This window comes from Pedococcus badiiscoriae (assembly GCF_013408925.1).
GTDB classification, from domain to species: domain Bacteria; phylum Actinomycetota; class Actinomycetes; order Actinomycetales; family Dermatophilaceae; genus Pedococcus; species Pedococcus badiiscoriae.
In genome coordinates, this window is sequence record NZ_JACCAB010000001.1 from 845,227 (window position 1) to 864,537 (window position 19,311).

General features: G+C 67.6%; 15 protein-coding genes and 1 pseudogene. 2 read left to right on the top strand and 14 right to left on the bottom strand.

The annotated features are described in order from the left end of the window. The 8 genes and pseudogenes from rpsC to rpsJ form a co-directional block, all read right to left on the bottom strand. Entirely contained in the window at nt 1-822 is an 822-nt protein-coding gene (gene rpsC, locus BJ986_RS04050; protein WP_179420836.1) for a 30S ribosomal protein S3, read from the bottom strand. Further along, on the bottom strand, nt 822-1,190 hold the full coding sequence (rplV, locus tag BJ986_RS04055) for a 50S ribosomal protein L22 (RefSeq protein ID WP_179423459.1): 369 nt from the start codon (nt 1,188-1,190) through the stop codon (nt 822-824). The genes rpsC and rplV overlap by 1 nt, the downstream gene beginning before the upstream one ends. A 32-nt stretch (nt 1,191-1,222) precedes the next feature. Continuing rightward, complete coding sequence (gene rpsS / locus BJ986_RS04060) at nt 1,223-1,504, bottom strand: 30S ribosomal protein S19 (protein WP_179420837.1); 282 nt, start codon at nt 1,502-1,504, stop codon at nt 1,223-1,225. A 15-nt stretch (nt 1,505-1,519) separates the two neighbouring features. Then, nucleotides 1,520-2,356, bottom strand: a complete 837-nt coding sequence (gene rplB / locus BJ986_RS04065) for a 50S ribosomal protein L2 (RefSeq protein ID WP_179420838.1) — start codon at nt 2,354-2,356, stop codon at nt 1,520-1,522. A 35-nt stretch (nt 2,357-2,391) separates the two neighbouring features. Further along, nucleotides 2,392-2,703: a 50S ribosomal protein L23 gene (gene rplW / locus BJ986_RS04070; RefSeq protein WP_140743532.1), complete on the bottom strand. Its 312-nt coding sequence runs from the start codon at nt 2,701-2,703 to the stop codon at nt 2,392-2,394. A gap of 227 nt (nt 2,704-2,930) precedes the next feature. Then, nucleotides 2,931-3,527: pseudogene (rplD, locus tag BJ986_RS04075) on the bottom strand (50S ribosomal protein L4); the annotation flags it as partial. Nucleotides 3,528-3,532: 5 nt separating this feature from the next. Further along, entirely contained in the window at nt 3,533-4,189 is a 657-nt protein-coding gene (gene rplC / locus BJ986_RS04080) for a 50S ribosomal protein L3 (protein ID WP_179420840.1), read from the bottom strand. A gap of 10 nt (nt 4,190-4,199) precedes the next feature. Continuing rightward, complete coding sequence (rpsJ, locus tag BJ986_RS04085) at nt 4,200-4,508, bottom strand: 30S ribosomal protein S10 (protein ID WP_009775966.1); 309 nt, start codon at nt 4,506-4,508, stop codon at nt 4,200-4,202. A 422-nt stretch (nt 4,509-4,930) separates the two neighbouring features. On the opposite strand from rpsJ, the gene BJ986_RS04090 reads away from it, so the two are divergent. Together BJ986_RS04090 and BJ986_RS04095 are read left to right on the top strand one after the other, a co-directional pair. Further along, complete coding sequence (locus BJ986_RS04090) at nt 4,931-6,247, top strand: alpha-hydroxy-acid oxidizing protein (protein WP_179420841.1); 1,317 nt, start codon at nt 4,931-4,933, stop codon at nt 6,245-6,247. Continuing rightward, a complete protein-coding gene (locus BJ986_RS04095; RefSeq protein WP_179420842.1) occupies nt 6,247-6,804 on the top strand; it encodes a GNAT family N-acetyltransferase in 558 nt (185 codons plus the stop codon). Before BJ986_RS04090 ends, BJ986_RS04095 begins: the two co-directional genes overlap by 1 nt. A gap of 129 nt (nt 6,805-6,933) precedes the next feature. Here the strand turns inward: BJ986_RS04095 and tuf are convergent, their stop codons facing one another. From tuf to rpoB, 6 genes are all read right to left on the bottom strand, one after another. Next, a complete protein-coding gene (gene tuf, locus BJ986_RS04100; protein ID WP_179420843.1) occupies nt 6,934-8,130 on the bottom strand; it encodes an elongation factor Tu in 1,197 nt (398 codons plus the stop codon). 123 nt (nt 8,131-8,253) lie between these two features. After that, nucleotides 8,254-10,371 carry an elongation factor G gene (fusA, locus tag BJ986_RS04105; RefSeq protein ID WP_179420844.1) on the bottom strand — a complete coding sequence of 706 codons (2,118 nt, stop codon included), beginning with the start codon at nt 10,369-10,371 and terminating at the stop codon, nt 8,254-8,256. A 133-nt stretch (nt 10,372-10,504) separates the two neighbouring features. Continuing rightward, nucleotides 10,505-10,975, bottom strand: a complete 471-nt coding sequence (rpsG, locus tag BJ986_RS04110; RefSeq protein ID WP_056915473.1) for a 30S ribosomal protein S7 — start codon at nt 10,973-10,975, stop codon at nt 10,505-10,507. Beyond that, nucleotides 10,975-11,349, bottom strand: a complete 375-nt coding sequence (gene rpsL, locus BJ986_RS04115) for a 30S ribosomal protein S12 (protein WP_056883290.1) — start codon at nt 11,347-11,349, stop codon at nt 10,975-10,977. Before rpsL ends, rpsG begins: the two co-directional genes overlap by 1 nt. A 469-nt stretch (nt 11,350-11,818) precedes the next feature. After that, a complete protein-coding gene (locus tag BJ986_RS04120; protein ID WP_179420845.1) occupies nt 11,819-15,697 on the bottom strand; it encodes a DNA-directed RNA polymerase subunit beta' in 3,879 nt (1,292 codons plus the stop codon). 115 nt (nt 15,698-15,812) lie between these two features. Then, on the bottom strand, nt 15,813-19,289 hold the full coding sequence (gene rpoB, locus BJ986_RS04125; RefSeq protein ID WP_179420846.1) for a DNA-directed RNA polymerase subunit beta: 3,477 nt from the start codon (nt 19,287-19,289) through the stop codon (nt 15,813-15,815). Nucleotides 19,290-19,311: the final 22 nt, after the last annotated feature.

Here is a 19,311-nt window from a genome sequence, read left to right on the forward strand (position 1 = left end):
TCAGGACTGCTCTCCCTCAGTGCTGGCTGCGGCTGCGGTCGCCTCGACGGCGGGAGCCTCAGCAGCGGTCTCGGTGGCGCCTTCCGGACGCTCGCGACGAGCGCGGGCCGGACGGTCGGCGCCGTCACGGCGCGGGCCACGGCTCGGGCGCGGCGCGGCAGCCTGCTGCTGGGCCAGCTCACGAGCGGTGACGTCGCCCTTGTAGATCCACACCTTCACGCCGATACGACCGAACGTGGTGCGGGCCTCGTAGAAGCCGTAGTCGATCTGCGCACGCAGGGTGTGCAGCGGGACGCGACCCTCGCGGTAGAACTCGGTGCGAGACATCTCGGCGCCGCCGAGGCGACCGGAGACCTGGACACGGATGCCCTTCGCGCCGGCGCGGGTGGCGGACTGCATGCCCTTGCGCATCGCGCGACGGAACGACACACGAGCAGAGAGCTGCTCGGCGATGCCCTGCGCGACGAGCTGGCTGTCCACCTCGGGGTTCTTCACCTCGAGGATGTTCAGCTGGACCTGCTTGCCGGTCAGCTTCTCGAGCTCACCGCGGATGCGGTCGGCCTCGGCGCCACGGCGACCGATGACGATGCCGGGACGCGCGGTGTGGATGTCCACACGGACGCGGTCACGGGTGCGCTCGATCTCGACGCGCGAGATGCCGGCCCGCTCCATGCCCTCGGACATGAGCTTGCGGATGGCGACGTCTTCCTTGACGTAGTCGCGGTACCGCTGACCCTCCTTGGTGGAGTCAGCGAACCAGCGGCTCTTGTGCTCGGTGGTGATACCGAGGCGGAAGCCGTGCGGGTTGACCTTCTGACCCATTAGCGGGTGCCTCCCTTGGTGGTCTTCGGCGTGACGACCACGGTGATGTGGCTGGTCCGCTTGTTGATGCGTGCCGCGCGGCCCTGGGCCCGCGGGCGGAACCGCTTCATGGTCGGACCCTCGTCGACGAACGCCTCACTGATGACCAGGTTGTTCTCGTCGAAGGCCTCAGAGGCCCTGTCCGCCTTGACCCGGAGGTTGGCGATGGCGCTCTCGAGCACCTTCTGCACGGGGTCGGACGCGTACTGCGGCGCGAACCGAAGCACGGCAATGGCCTCGACGGCCTGCTTGCCGCGGATCAGGTCCACGATGCGGCGGGCCTTCTGGGGAGTGACGCGGACGTGCCGCGCGCTCGCCTTGGCTTCCATCACGTTGTCCTTGTTCTCGGTAGAGGCGGCCATCAGCGACGACGCCCCTTCTTGTCGTCCTTCACGTGACCCTTGAAGGTGCGGGTCGGTGCGAACTCACCGAGCTTGTGGCCGACCATCGACTCGGTGACGAACACCGGGACGTGCTTGCGGCCGTCGTGCACGGCGAGGGTGTGACCCAGCATGTCGGGGCTCACGACCGACCGACGCGACCAGGTCTTGATGACGTTCTTGGTGCCCGCTTCGTTCTGGACGTCGACCTTCTTCTGAAGGTGGTCGTCGATGAAGGGGCCCTTCTTCAAACTGCGAGGCATGTGTCCAGGCTCCTATCAGCGCTTCTTGCCAGTACGACGGCGGCGAACAATCAGCTTGTCGCTCGGCTTGCCGGGGCGGCGGGTGCGGCCTTCGGCCTGTCCCCACGGGCTGACCGGGTGACGTCCACCGGAGGTCTTGCCCTCACCACCACCGTGCGGGTGGTCGACCGGGTTCATGGCGACACCACGGACGGTCGGGCGCTTGCCCTTCCACCGCATGCGGCCGGCCTTGCCCCAGTTGATGTTGGACTGCTCGGCGTTGCCGACCTCGCCGACCGTGGCGCGGCAGCGCAGGTCGACGTTGCGGATCTCACCGGACGGCATACGCAGCTGGGCGTAGGGGCCGTCCTTGGCGACGAGCTGCACGCGCACACCGGCCGAGCGGGCGATCTTCGCGCCGCCACCGGGCTTGAGCTCGACGGCGTGGATGACCGTACCGGTCGGGATGTTGCGCAGCGGCAGGCTGTTGCCGGGCTTGATGTCGGCCGAGGGGCCGTTCTCGATGTTGGCGCCCTGCTCCAGGCCCTTGGGGGCCAGGATGTAGCGCTTCTCACCGTCGGCGTAGTGCAGCAGCGCGATGCGCGCCGTGCGGTTGGGGTCGTACTCGATGTGAGCGACCTTGGCCGGCACGCCGTCCTTGTCATGTCGACGGAAGTCGATGACGCGGTACGCGCGCTTGTGGCCACCACCGATGTGACGGGTGGTGATGCGGCCGTTGCTGTTGCGTCCACCGGACTTCGTCAGGGGGCGCACCAGCGACTTCTCAGGCGTGGAGCGCGTGACCTCGACGAAGTCGGCGACGCTGGAGCCTCGGCGGCCAGGCGTGGTCGGCTTGTACTTGCGGATACCCATTGTTCGTAATCCCTTACGTCTCTTCAGCGATTCCGTCAGGCGCCGGCACCGAAGATGTCGATCGAGCCCTCGCGGAGGGTGACGATCGCACGCTTGGTGTCCTTGCGCTTGCCGATGCCGAACCGGGTGCGGCGGGTCTTGCCGACACGGTTGAGGGTGTGGACGGAGTCAACCTTGACGTTGAAGACGCGCTCGACGGCGATCTTGATCTCCGTCTTGTTCGCCCGCGGGTCGACGATGAAGGTGTACTTGCCCTGGTCGAGCAGCGAGTACGACTTCTCGGAAACGACCGGCGCGATCAGGATGTCGCGGGGGTCCTTGCCGTACAGAGCAGACTGGGTGCTCACTTGGTCTCCTCCTCGTCCGCGGTGGCCTTGGCGGCCTTGGCCGTCTTGGCGGCCTTCGCGGGCTTGTCGGCCTTCTCTGCCTTCGCGGGCTTGTCGGCCTTGTCAGCCTTGGCCGGCTTCTCAGCCTTCTCGGCCTTGGCCGCGGTCTTGGCGGTCTTGGTCGCCTTGGCGGGCTTCTCGTCCGCGGCGGCGTCGTCGACGATGGTGACCTCGACCCCGCCCACCGGCTGGGCCTTGGAGACGAACGCCTCCAGGCCGGCGGTGGTGAAGACGACGTCGTCCGCGCACAGCACGTCATACGTGTTGAGCTGGTCGGCGGCGAGCACGTGCACACCGTCGAGGTTGCGGACCGACTTCAGCGACACGAGGTCGCTGCGGTCGAGCACGACGAGCAGGTTGTGGCGCTCGGTCAGGCTGGCGAGCAGCGCAGCCGCGTCCTTGGTGGACGGGGCCTTGCCGGTCACGAGCGAGTCGACGACGTGCACCCGGTCGTTGCGGGCCCGGTCGGACAGGGCACCGCGCAGGGCGGCAGCCTTCATCTTCTTGGGGGTCCGCTGGGCGTAGTCACGCGGCTGCGGGCCGTGGACGACGCCACCGCCGGCGAACTGCGGCGCACGGGTCGAGCCCTGGCGGGCGCGGCCGGTGCCCTTCTGGCGGTAGGGCTTGCGTCCACCACCGCGGACCTCGCCGCGGGTCTTGGTGGAGTGCGTGCCCTGACGTGCGGCGGCCAGCTGGGCCACGACGACCTGGTGGATCAGGGGAACGTTGACCTGGACGTCGAAGATCTCGGCGGGCAGGTCAGCTGCGACGGTCTTGGTTGCCATCTGGTTCAGGCTCCCTTCGCGGCCGTGCGGACGAGGACGGTGCCGTTGCGGGGGCCGGGAACGGCGCCCTTCACCAGCAGCAGGCCGCGCTCGACGTCCACGGCGTGGATCGTGAGGTTCTGGGTGGTCTGACGCACGCCACCCATCCGGCCGGCCATGCGCATGCCCTTGAACACGCGGCCCGGAGTGGCGCAGCCACCGATCGAGCCCGGCTTGCGGTGGTTCTTGTGGGCACCGTGGGAGGAGCTGACGCCGTGGAAGCCGTGACGCTTCATGACGCCGGCGAAGCCCTTGCCCTTGGTGGTGCCGGTGACGTCGATCTCCTGGCCGGCCTCGAAGGTCTCGACCGTGACTTCCTGGCCGAGCGTGTACTCGGCGGCGTCAGCGGTACGAAGCTCGACGAGGTGGCGACGCGGGGTCACGCCGGCCTTCTCGAAGTGCCCGGTCAGGGGCTTGGTCACCTTGCGGGGGTCGATGGCGCCGAACGCGATCTGGACGGCGTCGTAGCCGTCCTTCGCCGCGGCGCGGACCTGCGTGACGACGCAGGGTCCCGCTTCGATGACGGTGACGGGGATGAGCCGGTTGTCGGCATCCCACACCTGGGTCATGCCGAGCTTCTTGCCCAGCACACCCTTCACGGTCTTGGTAGCAGTGGTGGTCATTTCGCCAGCCTCAGAGCTTGATCTCGATGTTGACGTCAGCCGGCAGGTCGAGACGCATCAGCGAGTCGACGGCCTTCGGCGTCGGGTCGATGATGTCGATCAAGCGCTTGTGCGTGCGCATCTCGAAGTGCTCGCGGCTGTCCTTGTACTTGTGGGGCGAACGGATGACCACGAAGACGTTCTTCTCCGTGGGCAGCGGCACAGGGCCGACTACCGTCGCGCCAGCACGGGTCACCGTGTCGACAATCTTGCGCGCCGAGTTGTCGATGACCTCGTGGTCATACGACTTCAAGCGGATGCGGATCTTCTGTCCCGCCATCTCCGTTACGTCTCTCTCTCGCCGAACATCGTGCATGGCCGGCTCTTGGCCATCTCCGACCCCCGCGGTCGGGTGTGTCGCACCCGCTTCGCGGCCCGACGACACGCGTTTTCACGCAGTCGTGCGGATCGGATTGACCGGCAGAGCCGGGGCTTGCGCTTCCCTGGAGTGTCGCCCCGCGCATCAATGCACGGTTCGAGGTGTGTCACCGGGGGTGGCGGCGTCGACATGGGTCAACGGCGCGCGTCAAGCAACCGGTCCAGTGTGCCAGAGCCGACGGTGACCTACCAAATCGAGGCGGGTCCGCACGGCATACCCGCTCCGATGGCGCGTCGCCCGCGCCGCCGATCGTCCAGGTATGCCGCGGCCAGAGGTCCGCGCCGTTGCCCCCGGAGGACTCCCGCCACTGGCAGGATCGGGCCATGACGACGCCGCCCGAGGGCCCTGGCCGGGCCAGGCAGGGGCTGATCTACCGCGCAGGGGTCCTGGGACACCGGCCGGCGGTCCCCACCGACTTCGCCGAGCTCGAACGGCGGGCCGCCGCGACCATGTCACCGACAGCCTGGGCCTACGTCGCCGGCGGAGCGGGCGAGGGCGCGACCATGCGGGCCAACCGTGCCGCGTTCGAGCGCGTCCGGATCGTGCCGCGGCTGCTGCCGGGCAATGCCCAGCGCGACCTGTCCACCGAGCTGCTCGGCCGGCGGCTGCCCGCGCCGGTGCTGCTCGCTCCGGTGGGGGCCGCCGGGCTGGTGCACCGGGACAGCGACCTGATGATCGGCTCGGCGGCGGCCGAGCTCGGACTGCCGTACATCCTGTCCAACCAGGGGTGTTCGCCGATGGAGGAGGTCGCGGCCGCGATGGGCTCAGCGCCCCGCTGGTTCCAGCTCTACTGGTCCACCGACGAACCGCTGGTCGACAGCCTGCTCGCCCGGGCCGCCGCCAGCGGGGCCGAGGCCGTCGTCGTCACCCTCGACACGACGATGCTCGGCTGGCGTCCCCAGGACCTCAACCTGGGGTCGCTGCCGTTCTCGCAGGGGATCGGCATCGCGCAGTACACGTCCGACCCCCGCTTCCAGGAAGTGGTCCGCGACAGGATCGCGGCCAAGGAGGCGGCCACGCACGCGGGCGCGGCGGCCGGGGCGCCCCGGGACGATGTGAAGGTCACCGTCGGGGCGCTGCGGTCGCTGCTGTCGATCAGCCGCGAGCACCCGGGCGACCTGCGCGCGAACCTCCGCTCCCCCACACCCCGGGCATCCGTCGAGGCCTTCCTCGACATCTACTCGAACCCCGGCCTCACCTGGGAGCAGCTCGCGACCCTGCGCGAACGGACGGACCTCCCGTTCCTGGTGAAGGGCGTGCTGCACCCGGACGACGCGCGACGCGCCGTGCAGGCCGGCGCCAGCGGGGTCGTGGTGAGCAACCACGGCGGCCGCCAGGTGGATGGGGCCGTCGCCTCTCTGGACGCCCTGCCCGCCGTGCGGGCCGCGGTGGGGCCGGACCTCGCGGTGATCCTGGACAGTGGCGTGCGCACCGGCAGCGACGTCGTGAAGGCCATCGCGCTGGGAGCCGACGCGGTGGCGATCGGCCGGCCGTACATCTACGGGCTGGCCCTGGGCGGCCGCGACGGCGTCCGGGACGTGCTGGCCAACATCGTGGCCGAGCTCGACCTGACGATGGGCCTGTCGGGAGTCGGCTCGGTGGCGCAGATCGGTCCCGGGCTGCTGGAGACGCCCTCCTGATGTCCAGGCCGCACCTGAGGACGCCTCGTCTCGAGCTGCGGCCGCTGCAGGCCGACGACAGCGACCTGCTGGTCGAGCTCGACGGGGACCCCGACGTGATGGAGTTCCTGACGGGGCGGCCCACGGAGGCGCGGGAGGTCATCGAGGTGTGGATGCCGCGCCGGACCGAGCCTGCCCACGACGCCCTCGGGCTGGGCTACTGGTCGGCCTTCGAGGAGGGCGACTTCGTGGGCTGGTTCTGCCTGACCCCCGACGACGGTGGGGCCAGCGGCGCTGCCGAGCTGGGATACCGGCTGCGTCGACGGGCGTGGGGTCGAGGGCTCGCCACCGAGGGCGCCAGGCGCGTGCTGGAGCACGGCTTCGGCACCGTCGGGCTGGAGACGATCCGAGCCGAGACGATGGCCGTGAACGTCCGCTCCAGGGCTGTCCTCGAACGCCTGGGCATGCGACACGTCCGCACGGACGTCAGGGACTGGGACGAGCCGCTGCCCGGTGCCGAGCTGGGCGAGGTCGTGTACGAGCTGACCGCTGCCGAGTTCGCGGCCACCCGCCCGTAGGGCCCAGCCAGACGCACCGGGCACAGCGAAGGGCCCCGCAGCCGAAGCTGCGGGGCCCTTCTGTGGTGCTGGTGCGTCAGATCACTGGCGACGAGTCGCCGGGTGGTCCAGGAACCCGGGGGTCCTGAACTACTTGGTGATCTTGGTGACGCGGCCGGCGCCGACGGTACGGCCGCCCTCGCGGATGGCGAAGCGCAGGCCCTCCTCCATGGCGATCGGCTGGATGAGCTCGACGCTCATCTCCGTGTTGTCACCGGGCATGACCATCTCCGTGCCCTCGGGGAGGTGCACGACGCCGGTCACGTCGGTGGTGCGGAAGTAGAACTGCGGGCGGTAGTTGTCGTAGAACGGCGTGTGACGGCCGCCCTCATCCTTGGACAGGATGTAGACGTTGGCCTCGAAGTCCGTGTGCGGCGTGATCGAGCCCGGCTTGACGATGACCTGGCCGCGCTCGACGTCCTCGCGCTTGGTGCCACGAAGGAGCAGGCCCACGTTCTCGCCCGCACGACCCTCGTCGAGCAGCTTGCGGAACATCTCGATGCCGGTGACCGTGGTCTTGGCCGGCGGTCCGGGGTGGATGCCGACGATCTCGACCTCAGCGTTGACGTTGAGGATGCCGCGCTCGATACGACCGGTGACGACGGTGCCACGACCGGTGATCGTGAACACGTCCTCGACGGGCATGAGGAACGGCTTGTCGACGTCACGCTCGGGGATCGGGATGTGGTTGTCGACGGCGTCCATGAGCTCGAGGACCGAGTTGCCCCATTCGGCGTCGCCCTCGAGCGCCTTGAGCGCCGAGACCTTGACGACCGGCAGGTCGTCGCCCGGGAACTCGTAGTCGGACAGCAGCTCGCGGACCTCCATCTCGACGAGCTCGAGGATCTCCTCGTCGTCGACCATGTCGGCCTTGTTGAGCGCCACCACGATGTAGGGGACGCCGACCTGGCGGGCCAGGAGGACGTGCTCCTTCGTCTGCGGCATCGGGCCGTCGGTCGCCGCGACCACGAGGATCGCACCGTCCATCTGCGCCGCACCCGTGATCATGTTCTTCACGTAGTCGGCGTGACCGGGGCAGTCGACGTGGGCGTAGTGACGGCTCTCCGTCTGGTACTCGATGTGCGCGATCGAGATCGTGATACCGCGCTGCTTCTCTTCGGGTGCCTTGTCGATGTCGTCGAACGCGAACTGCGGGTTCAGGTCCGGGTACTTGTCGTGCAGGACCTTGGAAATCGCAGCCGTCAGCGTCGTCTTACCGTGGTCGATGTGACCAATGGTGCCGATGTTGACGTGCGGCTTAGTCCGCTCGAACTTTGCCTTCGCCACTTGATGTCCTCCTCAGGACTCTTCTTGGTGAAACGCCTTCTGCCCAGTTGGGACGTGGCGCGGATTAGGGGGTTTGGTGCTCTGTGGTGCGTCTGCGTGGAGTGCGACCGGTAATGCTACCGGTCACTCACCACGGGTCTTCTTGATGATCTCCTCGGCAACAGCCTTGGGGACCTCGGCGTAGGAGTCAAACTCCATCGAGTAGTTCGCCCGACCCTGGGTCTTGGACCGCAGGTCACCGACGTAGCCGAACATCTCCGACAGGGGCACCAGGCCGCGGACGACCTTGGCACCGCTGATGTCCTCCATGGCCTGGATCTGGCCACGGCGGGAGTTGATGTCACCGATGACGTCGCCCATGTAGTCCTCGGGCGTACGCACCTCGACGGCCATCATCGGCTCGAGGAGCACGGGGTCGGCCTTGCGGACGGCCTCCTTGAGCGCCATGGAACCGGCGATCTTGAACGCCATCTCCGAGGAGTCGACGTCGTGGTAGGCACCGTCGAGCAGGGTCGCCTTGATCCCGACCAGCGGGTAGCCGGCGAGCACGCCGTACTGCATGGCGTCCTGGATACCGGCGTCGACCGAGGGGATGTACTCGCGCGGGACGCGGCCACCGGTGACCTTGTTCTCGAACTCGTACAGCTCGCCGGACTCGGTGGTGTCGAGGGGCTCGATGCTGATCTGGATCTTGGCGAACTGGCCAGAGCCACCGGTCTGCTTCTTGTGGGTGTAGTCGTACTTCTCCACGGTGCGGCGGATCGTCTCGCGGTAGGCCACCTGCGGCTTGCCCACGTTGGCCTCGACCTTGAACTCGCGCTTCATGCGGTCCACGAGGATGTCGAGGTGCAGCTCGCCCATGCCGGCGATGATCGTCTGGCCGGTCTCCTCGTCGTGGTGGACCTGGAAGGTCGGGTCCTCGGCGGAGAGCTTCTGGATGGCCGTCGACAGCTTCTCCTGGTCACCCTTGGTCTTGGGCTCGATGGCCACCTGGATGACCGGGTCCGGGAACGTCATCGACTCGAGCACGATCTGGTCGTTCGGGTCGCTCAGGGTGTCACCGGTGGTGGTGTCCTTGAGGCCGATCGCCGCGTAGATGTGACCCGCGAGGGCCTCGTCCACCGGGTTCTCCTTGTTGGCGTGCATCTGGAAGAGCTTGCCGATGCGCTCCTTGCGGCCCTTGGTCGTGTTGACGACCGCGGAGCCGGAGGAGATCTGGCCGGAGTAGACCCGGATGAAGGTCAGCGTGCCGAAGAACGGGTGCGTGGCGACCTTGAACGCCAGTGCCGAGAACGGCTCGGAGGTGTCGGGCCGGCGCGTCATCTCGACGTCCTCGTGGTTCGGCTTGTGGCCGACCATCGGGGGGACGTCGAGCGGGGACGGCAGGTAGTCGACGACGGCGTCGAGCATCGGCTGGACACCGCGGTTCTTGAAGGCGGAGCCGCACAGGATCGGGTAGAGCTCGGAGTTGACCGTGAGCTTGCGGATCGCGCCCTTGATCTCATCCGGGGTCAGCTCCTCGCCACCGAGGTACTTCTCCATGAGGTCGTCGTCGGACTCGGCGACGCGCTCGACGAGGGCGTGGCGGTACTCCTCCACCTTCTCGAGCATGTCGGCCGGGATCTCCTGGATCTCGTACTTGGCACCCATGGTGACGTCACCCTTGGCGTCACCGGGCCACACGAGGGCGCGACGGTAGATGAGGTCGACGACCCCGACGAAGTCGCTCTCGGAGCCGATCGGCAGCTGGAGCACGAGGGGCTCCGCGCCGAGGCGGTCCTTGATGGTCTGCACGGTGAAGTAGAAGTCCGCGCCGAGCTTGTCCATCTTGTTGACGAACGCGATGCGGGGGACGTCGTACTTGTCGGCCTGACGCCACACGGTCTCGGACTGGGGCTCGACGCCCTCCTTGCCGTCGAAGACGGCGACGGCACCGTCGAGGACGCGCAGCGAGCGCTCCACCTCGACCGTGAAGTCGACGTGACCCGGGGTGTCGATGATGTTGATCTGGGTGCCCTCCCAGAAGGAGGTCACGGCGGCAGACGTGATCGTGATGCCGCGCTCCTTCTCCTGCTCCATCCAGTCGGTGGTCGACGCACCGTCGTGGGTCTCACCGATCTTGTGGTTGACACCGGTGTAGAAGAGGATGCGCTCAGTCGTCGTCGTCTTGCCGGCGTCGATGTGCGCCATGATCCCGATGTTGCGGACCTTGGTCAGGTCCGTCAGGACGTCGAGTGCCAATGTGATCGTCTCGTCTCAGCTCGTTACGAAAAGTTCTGTGTGGTGCGGGCGGGTGGTGCGTGCGGCCGGGCCGCGACCACGCACCTGCGGTATGCCGCGGGCGTGCGTTGCGCCCGCGGCATACCGCACGCTGTCACCAGCGGTAGTGCGCGAAGGCCTTGTTGGACTCGGCCATCTTGTGGGTGTCCTCGCGACGCTTCACCGCGGCACCGAGGCCGTTGGACGCGTCGAGGATCTCGTTCATCAGGCGCTCGGTCATGGTCTTCTCACGACGCTGACGCGAGTAGCCGACCATCCAGCGCAGGGCCAGGGTGGTCGCGCGGTTGGGCTTGACCTCGATCGGCACCTGGTAGGTGGCGCCACCGACACGACGCGACTTGACCTCAAGCGTCGGACGGATGTTGTCCAGCGCGCGCTTGAGGGTCACGACGGGGTCGGAGCCGGTCTTCTCCTTGACGCCCTCGAGGGCGCCGTAGACGATCGTCTCGGCGATGGACTTCTTGCCATCGAGGAGGATCTTGTTGACCAGCTGGGTCACCAACGGGGAGTTGTGGACCGGGTCGACGACGAGGGGGCGCTTGGGCGCGGGTCCCTTGCGAGGCATTACTTCTTCTCCATCTTCGCGCCGTAACGGGAGCGGGCCTGCTTGCGGTTCTTGACGCCCTGGGTGTCGAGCGAGCCGCGCACGATCTTGTAACGGACACCCGGGAGGTCCTTCACACGACCGCCACGCACGAGCACGATCGAGTGCTCCTGCAGGTTGTGGCCGACGCCCGGGATGTAGGCCGTGACCTCGATGCCGCTGGTGAGGCGCACACGGGCGACCTTGCGCAGGGCAGAGTTCGGCTTCTTGGGGGTGGTGGTGTACACACGCGTGCACACGCCACGGCGCTGGGGCGAGCCCTTGAGGGCAGGAGTCTTGGTCTTGGTGACCTTGTCCTGACGCCCCTTGCGCACAAGCTGGTTGATCGTAGGCAACCTGTTCTCCGTACGTAGTTGATGTTCTGTGCCGCCGGGCCGCGGCTGCGGCCCTGCTGACACTCCTTGGTGTGGTGCCTCGCCCGACCCCCGCACTCGGGTGTGTCGTGCTTGGCGCTCTCCCCTGCACCCTCCACGCGCGACCCAGTGCGAATCGGTTGCGGAGTGCCCGGCGAGAGGGGTGCTGGTCCAGCAGCCGACGTCCATCTGTCCTGGTCGGCGCCGACTCCAGCGGCATGCCTGAGCAGACCTCAGACACAGTGTTCAAAGATACCGCCTGCGGTGTACCGGTCCAAATCGGTTCCCCGGGCCCGGCCACCGACCTGGTGCGCGCAGATCGTCACGAGCACCCCCTGTGGGCGGTCAGTGACCACCAGCCGGCAACAGGTGCCGCCAGGAACCCGAAAGGGCGGGTATGCCGCGTGGTGACCACGCGGCATACCCGCCCTCAGCGGGTGGAGCCCTCGGCTCAGTCCAGGCCGAGCTCGGCGTCGTCGAGGCGGATGGCCTCGCCGGAGCCGGGCCCGAACACCGGGTAGTCGTAATCGTAGCTCGGCATCGAGTACATCGCGGCCTTGGCCTCTTCCGTGGCCTCGACCTTGACGTTCCGGTAGCGCGGGAGACCCGTGCCGGCCGGGATGAGCTTTCCGAGGATGACGTTCTCCTTCAGACCCAGCAGCGGGTCCGACTTGGCGTTCATCGCGGCCTCGGTGAGGACGCGGGTCGTCTCCTGGAAGGAGGCGGCCGACAGCCAGGAGTCGGTGGCCAGCGACGCCTTGGTGATACCCATGAGCTCGGGGCGACCCGAGGCCGGGCGGCCACCTTCGGCGACGACGCGACGGTTCTCGGTCTCGAACCGACCACGCTCGGCCAGCTCACCGGGGAGCAGGTCGGCGTCCGCGGACTCGATGATCGTGATCCGGCGCAGCATCTGGCGGACGATGACCTCGATGTGCTTGTCGTGGATCGACACACCCTGCTGGCGGTAGACGTGCTGCACCTCGTCGACGAGGTGCATCTGGACCGCCCGCGGGCCGAGGATGCGAAGGACCTGCTTGGGGTCGATCGAACCCTGCGTCATGCGGTGCCCGACCTCGACGTGGTCACCGTCGGCGACCAGCAGGCGCGCGCGCTTGCTCACCGGGTAGGCGTGCTCCTCGGAGCCGTCGTCCGGGGTGAGCATGATGCGACGGGTCTTGTCGGTGTCCTCGATGGTGATCCGACCGGACGCCTCGGCGATCGGGGCGACACCCTTGGGGGTGCGCGCCTCGAACAGCTCGACGACACGGGGCAGACCCTGCGTGATGTCGTCACCAGCCACACCACCGGTGTGGAAGGTACGCATCGTCAGCTGGGTGCCGGGCTCACCGATGGACTGGGCCGCGATGATGCCGACGGCCTCGCCGATGTCCACCAGCTTGCCGGTCGCGAGCGACCGGCCGTAGCAGGCGGCGCAGGTGCCGACGTGGGACTCACAGGTGAGCACCGAGCGGACCTTGACCTGCTCGACGCCCGCGGCGACGAGTGCGTCGATGACCACGTCACCGAGGTCGATGCCGGCCTCGGCGAGGACGGAACCGTCCTTCTCGACGTCGGCGGCGAGCGTCCGGGCGTAGACCGAGGTCTCCACGTCGTCGTGCTCGACCAGGGCGCCGGAGGCGGACTTCTGCGCGATCGGCATGGTCAGGCCACGCTCGGTCCCACAGTCGTCCTCGCGGATGATGACGTCCTGCGACACGTCCACCAGACGACGGGTCAGGTAACCCGAGTCGGCGGTGCGCAGCGCGGTGTCGGCAAGACCCTTACGCGAGCCGTGCGTGGAGATGAAGAACTCGAGCACGGACAGGCCCTCGCGGAAGTTCGCGCGGATCGGTCGCGGGATGATGTCGCCCTTCGGGTTGGACACCAGACCACGCATACCGGCGATCTGTCGCAGCTGCATCCAGTTACCACGCGCACCCGAGGACACCATCTTGTAGATGGTGTTGGTCTTCGGGAGGTTGGCCTCCATCTCCTTGGCGACCTCGTTGGTGGCCTGGGTCCAGATCTCGATGAGCTCCTGACGACGCTCGTCGTCGGTGATCAGACCACGCTCGTACTGCACCTGGACCTTGGTCGCCTTGACCTCGTAGCCCTCGAGGATCTCGAGCTTGCGCGGCGGGGTCACGACGTCGGAGATGGCCACCGTGGTGCCCGAGCGGGTCGCCCAGTGGAAGCCGTACTCCTTGAGAGCGTCCAGGCTGGCAGCAACCTGCACCTTGGTGTAGCGCTCGGCCAGGTCGTTGACGATGGTCGACAGACGCTTCTTGTCGACGACCGCGTCCACGAACGGGTAGTCCACCGGCAGCGTCTGGTTGAACAGGGCGCGACCCAGGCTGGTCTCGACGACGAGCGAGGCCACCTGACCCTGCTCGTTCACCTCGACACCCTCGGGAAGCTCGGTCCCCGGGATCGGGACCACGTCGAGCAGGCGGATCTTGACGATGCTGCCCAGCTCGAGCTCACCGGCGTCGAACGCCATGCGGGCCTCGGAGACCGACGAGAACGCGCGGCCGGAGCCCTTGCCGTTCTCCACCTCGGAGGTGAGGTGGTAGAGCCCGATGATCATGTCCTGGGTGGGCATGGTCACCGGACGGCCGTCGGCCGGCTTGAGGATGTTGTTGCTCGAGAGCATGAGGATGCGGGCCTCGGCCTGCGCCTCCGTGCTCAGCGGCACGTGCACAGCCATCTGGTCACCGTCGAAGTCGGCGTTGAAGGCCGAGCAGACGAGCGGGTGGATCTGGATGGCCTTGCCCTCGACGAGCTGCGGCTCGAAGGCCTGGATGCCGAGGCGGTGCAGGGTGGGTGCGCGGTTGAGCAGCACGGGGTGCTCGGTGATGACCTCTTCGAGGACGTCCCACACGACCGGACGGGCGCGCTCGACCATGCGCTTGGCCGACTTGATGTTCTGCGCGTGGTCGAGGTCGACCAGGCGCTTCATCACGAACGGCTTGAACAGCTCGAGGGCCATCTGCTTGGGCAGGCCGCACTGGTGCAGCTTGAGCTGCGGGCCGACGACGATGACCGAACGGCCGGAGTAGTCGACGCGCTTGCCGAGCAGGTTCTGGCGGAACCGGCCCTGCTTGCCCTTGAGCATGTCGGACAGCGACTTGAGCGGGCGGTTGCCGGGGCCCGTCACCGGGCGACCACGACGGCCGTTGTCGAAGAGGCTGTCGACAGCCTCCTGGAGCATCCGCTTCTCGTTGTTGACGATGATCTCCGGCGCACCGAGGTCGAGCAGGCGCTTGAGCCGGTTGTTGCGGTTGATCACGCGACGGTAGAGGTCGTTGAGGTCGGAGGTCGCGAAGCGGCCACCGTCGAGCTGCACCATCGGGCGCAGGTCCGGCGGGATGACCGGGACGGCGTCCAGGACCATGCCGGACGGCTTGTTCGTCGTCGCCTGGAAGGCGGTGACGACCTTGAGCCGCTTGAGGGCACGGGTCTTCTTCTGGCCCTTGCCGGTGGCGATGATCTCGCGCAGCAGCTCGGACTCGGCCTGGAGGTCGAAGTCCTGCAGACGCTTCTGGATCGCGGCGGCACCCATGCCACCCTCGAAGTACAGACCGAAGCGGTCACGCATCTCGCGGTAGAGGATCTCGTCGCCCTCGAGGTCCTGGACCTTGAGGTTCTTGAAGCGGTCCCAGACCTGCTCGATGCGCTCGATCTGCATGTCGGCGCGCTTGCGGATCTGGTTCATCTCGCGCTCGGCGGACTCGCGCACCTTGCGGCGTGCGTCGGCCTTGGCACCCTCGGCCTCGAGCTCGGCGATGTCGGACTCGAGCCGCTTGGCGCGGGTGTCGACCTCGGAGTCGCGCTTGTTCTCGTACTCCTTCTTCTCCACCTCGATCTGCGCCTCGAGCGAGGGCAGGTCCTTGTGACGCTGCTCCTCGTCCACGGACGTGATCATGTAGGCCGCGAAGTAGATGACCTTCTCGAGGTCCTTCGGGGCGAGGTCGAGCAGGTAGCCCAGACGCGACGGGACGCCCTTGAAGTACCAGATGTGGGTGACGGGGGCGGCGAGCTCGATGTGGCCCATCCGCTCACGACGCACCTTGGCGCGGGTGACCTCGACGCCACAGCGCTCACAGATGATGCCCTTGAAGCGGACCCGCTTGTACTTGCCGCAGTTGCACTCCCAGTCCCGGGTGGGACCGAAGATGCGCTCGCAGAACAGGCCCTCCTTCTCGGGCTTGAGGGTGCGGTAGTTGATCGTCTCGGGCTTCTTCACCTCGCCGTGGCTCCACTGACGGATGTCGTCAGCAGTGGCCAGGCCGATGCGCAGTTCGTCAAAGAAGTTGACGTCGAGCACGTGGTTCCTTCTTCCGTGTCTCTTGCTTGAAACTCTTGTCTTTGAAACTAAAGAGCTGGTCGTGAGGGGAGCTGGGCCGCGTGGTCACCGTGGCGGTGACCACGCGGCATACGCATCAGACCTCTTCGACCGAACTGGGCTCGCGCCGGGACAGGTCGATGCCGAGCTCCTCCGCCGCGCGGAAGACGTCCTCGTCGGACTCCTTCAGCTCGATGGAAGTGCCCTCGCTGTTGAGCACCTCGACGTTCAGGCACAGCGACTGCATCTCCTTGATGAGCACCTTGAAGGACTCGGGGATGCCGGGCTCGGGGATGTTGTCGCCCTTGACGATCGCCTCGTAGACCTTCACGCGGCCCTGGACGTCGTCGGACTTGATCGTGAGCAGCTCCTGCAGCGCGTAGGCCGCGCCGTACGCCTCGAGGGCCCAGACCTCCATCTCACCGAAGCGCTGGCCACCGAACTGGGCCTTACCGCCGAGCGGCTGCTGGGTGATCATCGAGTAGGGACCGGTGCTGCGCGCGTGGATCTTGTCGTCCACGAGGTGGTGCAGCTTGAGGATGTACATGTAGCCCACCGACACCGGCTCGGGGAACGGCTCGCCGGAGCGACCGTCGAAGAGCCGGGACTTGCCGGAGCCGTCGATCAGGCGCACGCCGTCGCGGGTCTTGGTCGTGGAGTCGAGCAGACCCACGATCTCGTCCTCGCGCACACCGTCGAACACCGGCGAGGCGACGCGCGTGCCGGCCGGGGCCTGACGGGCGTCCTCGGGGATGAGCCTGGCCCAGTCCGGGTTGCCCGCGATCTCCCAACCGCGGGAGGCGGCCCAGCCGAGGTGCAGCTCGAGGATCTGGCCGACGTTCATACGACCGGGGACACCGAGCGGGTTGAGCACGACGTCGACCGGGGTGCCGTCCTCGAGGAACGGCATGTCCTCGACGGGCAGGATCTTGGAGATGACGCCCTTGTTGCCGTGACGGCCGGCGAGCTTGTCACCATCGGTGATCTTGCGCTTGTTGGCGACGTAGACGCGGACGAGCTGGTTGACGCCCGGGGGCAGGTCGTCGCCTTCGTCCTTGTCGAACACCTTGACGCCGATGACCGTGCCGGTCTCGCCGTGGGGCACCTTGAGCGACGTGTCGCGGACCTCGCGGGCCTTCTCACCGAAGATGGCGCGCAGCAGGCGCTCCTCCGGCGTCAGCTCGGTCTCACCCTTGGGCGTGACCTTGCCGACGAGCAGGTCGCCGTCGCGGACCTCGGCGCCGATGCGGATGATGCCGCGCTCGTCGAGGTCGGCCAGGACCTCCTCGGAGACGTTCGGGATGTCCCGGGTGATCTCCTCGGGGCCGAGCTTGGTGTCGCGGGCGTCGACCTCGTGCTCCTCGATGTGGATCGAGGAGAGGACGTCGTCCTGGACCAGCCGCTGGCTGAGGATGATCGCGTCCTCGTAGTTGTGGCCCTCCCACGGCATGAACGCCACGAGCAGGTTGCGGCCCAGGGCCATCTCGCCACCGTCGGTCGCGGGACCGTCGGCGATGACGCCGCCGGCCTCGACCCGGTCGCCCTCGTTGACGACGACGACCTGGTTGTAGGACGTGCCCTGGTTGGAGCGCGCGAACTTGGCGATCCGGTAGGTGCGCGTCGAACCGTCGTCGCCGGCCACGGTGACGAGGTCGGCGGACACCTCGGTGACCACACCAGCGGTCTCGGCACGGACGACGTCACCCGAGTCGAGGGCGGCGCGGTACTCCATGCCGGTGCCGACCAGCGGCGCCTCGGACTTGACCAGCGGCACCGCCTGGCGCTGCATGTTGGAACCCATGAGCGCACGGTTGGCGTCGTCGTGCTCGAGGAACGGGATCAGCGCGGTCGCGGCCGACACCATCTGGCGCGGGGAGACGTCCATGTAGTCGACGTCGGCACCGGGGATGTAGTCGATCTCGCCACCCTTGGTGCGCACGAGGACCCGGTCCTCGGTGAACAGGCCCTCGGCGTTGATGACGGCGTTGGCCTGGGCGATGACGTGGCGGTCCTCCTCGTCGGCGGACAGGTAGTCCACCTGGTCGGTGACCTTGCCCTTGACGACCTTGCGGTACGGCGTCTCGATGAACCCGAACGGGTTGATCCGGCCGTAGGACGCGAGCGAGCCGATCAGGCCGATGTTCGGGCCCTCAGGGGTCTCGATCGGGCACATGCGGCCATAGTGCGACGGGTGGACGTCACGGACCTCCATGCCGGCGCGGTCACGGGACAGACCACCCGGGCCGAGGGCCGACAGACGCCGCTTGTGCGTCAGGCCCGCGAGCGGGTTGTTCTGGTCCATGAACTGCGAGAGCTGGGAGGTGCCGAAGAACTCCTTGATCGACGCCACCACGGGGCGGATGTTGATCAGGGTCTGCGGGGTGATCGCCTCGACGTCCTGCGTGGTCATGCGCTCGCGGACGACGCGCTCCATCCGGGACAGGCCGGTGCGGACCTGGTTCTGGATGAGCTCGCCGACGTTGCGCAGACGACGGTTGCCGAAGTGGTCGATGTCGTCGACCTCGACCGGGACCTCGGTGCCGTTCTTGCCCGCGAGCGTCGACTCGCCGGCGTGCAGCGAGACGATGTACTTGATCGTGGCCACGATGTCGTCGACCGACAGGACCGAGGCGCTGAGGTCGGCGGCGACACCGAGCTTGCGGTCGATCTTGTAGCGGCCGACCTTGGCCAGGTCGTAGCGCTTGGGATTGAAGTAGAGGTTGTCCAGGAGGGTCTGGGCGGCCTCACGGGTCGGCGGTTCGCCCGGGCGCAGCTTGCGGTAGATGTCGAGCAGCGCGTCGTCCTGGCCGGCCGTGTGGTCCTTCTCCAGGGTGAGGCGCATCGACTCGAACTCGCCGAACTCCTCGAGGATGTCGGCCTCGGTCATGCCCAGGGCCTTGAGGAGGACGGTGACCGACTGCTTGCGCTTGCGGTCGACGCGGACGCCGACCATGTCGCGCTTGTCGATCTCGAACTCCAGCCAGGCGCCGCGGCTCGGGATCACCTTGGCGGTGTAGATGTCCTTGTCGGACGTCTTGTCGGGCGTGCGCTCGAAGTACACGCCCGGGCTGCGGACCAGCTGGGAGACGACGACACGCTCGGTGCCGTTGATCACGAAGGTGCCGCGCTCGGTCATGAGCGGGAAGTCACCCATGAACACGGTCTGGCTCTTGATCTCGCCGGTCGTGGTGTTCATGAACTCCGCGGTGACGAACAGGGGCGCGGAGTAGGTCTGGTCGCGCTCCTTGCAGTCCTCGATGGAGTACTTGACGTCCTCGAAGCGGTGGTCGCGGAACGACAGCGACATGGAGCCGCTGAAGTCCTCGATCGGGGAGATCTCTTCGAAGATCTCCTCGAGGCCGGAACGATCCGGCACGTCCCCGCGGCCTTCGGCCTTGGCCGCTGCGACACGGGCTTGCCAGCGCTCGTTACCGAGCAGCCAGTCGAAGCTTTCCGTTTGCAGCGCCAGGAGGTCGGGGACCTCGAGGGGTTCGCGGATCTTTGCGAACGACAGACGGCCTGAAACCGTCCGTGCGGTGGACACAGTCTGAGTCGCGTTGCGCGAGGCAGCCAAGGAGGGGTCCTTCCACGGGCCT

Coding starts and splice junctions, on each gene's coding strand:
- rpsJ (WP_009775966.1), bottom strand. CDS start 4,508: ATGGCGGGACAGAAGATCCGCATCCGCTTGAAGTCGTATGACCACGAG.
- rplC (WP_179420840.1), bottom strand. CDS start 4,189: ATGACCACCACTGCTACCAAGACCGTGAAGGGTGTGCTGGGCAAGAAG.
- BJ986_RS04095 (WP_179420842.1), top strand. CDS start 6,247: ATGTCCAGGCCGCACCTGAGGACGCCTCGTCTCGAGCTGCGGCCGCTG.
- rpsG (WP_056915473.1), bottom strand. CDS start 10,975: ATGCCTCGCAAGGGACCCGCGCCCAAGCGCCCCCTCGTCGTCGACCCG.
- BJ986_RS04090 (WP_179420841.1), top strand. CDS start 4,931: ATGACGACGCCGCCCGAGGGCCCTGGCCGGGCCAGGCAGGGGCTGATC.
- rplB (WP_179420838.1), bottom strand. CDS start 2,356: ATGGGTATCCGCAAGTACAAGCCGACCACGCCTGGCCGCCGAGGCTCC.
- rplV (WP_179423459.1), bottom strand. CDS start 1,190: ATGGAAGCCAAGGCGAGCGCGCGGCACGTCCGCGTCACTCCCCAGAAG.
- rpsC (WP_179420836.1), bottom strand. CDS start 822: ATGGGTCAGAAGGTCAACCCGCACGGCTTCCGCCTCGGTATCACCACC.
- rpsS (WP_179420837.1), bottom strand. CDS start 1,504: ATGCCTCGCAGTTTGAAGAAGGGCCCCTTCATCGACGACCACCTTCAG.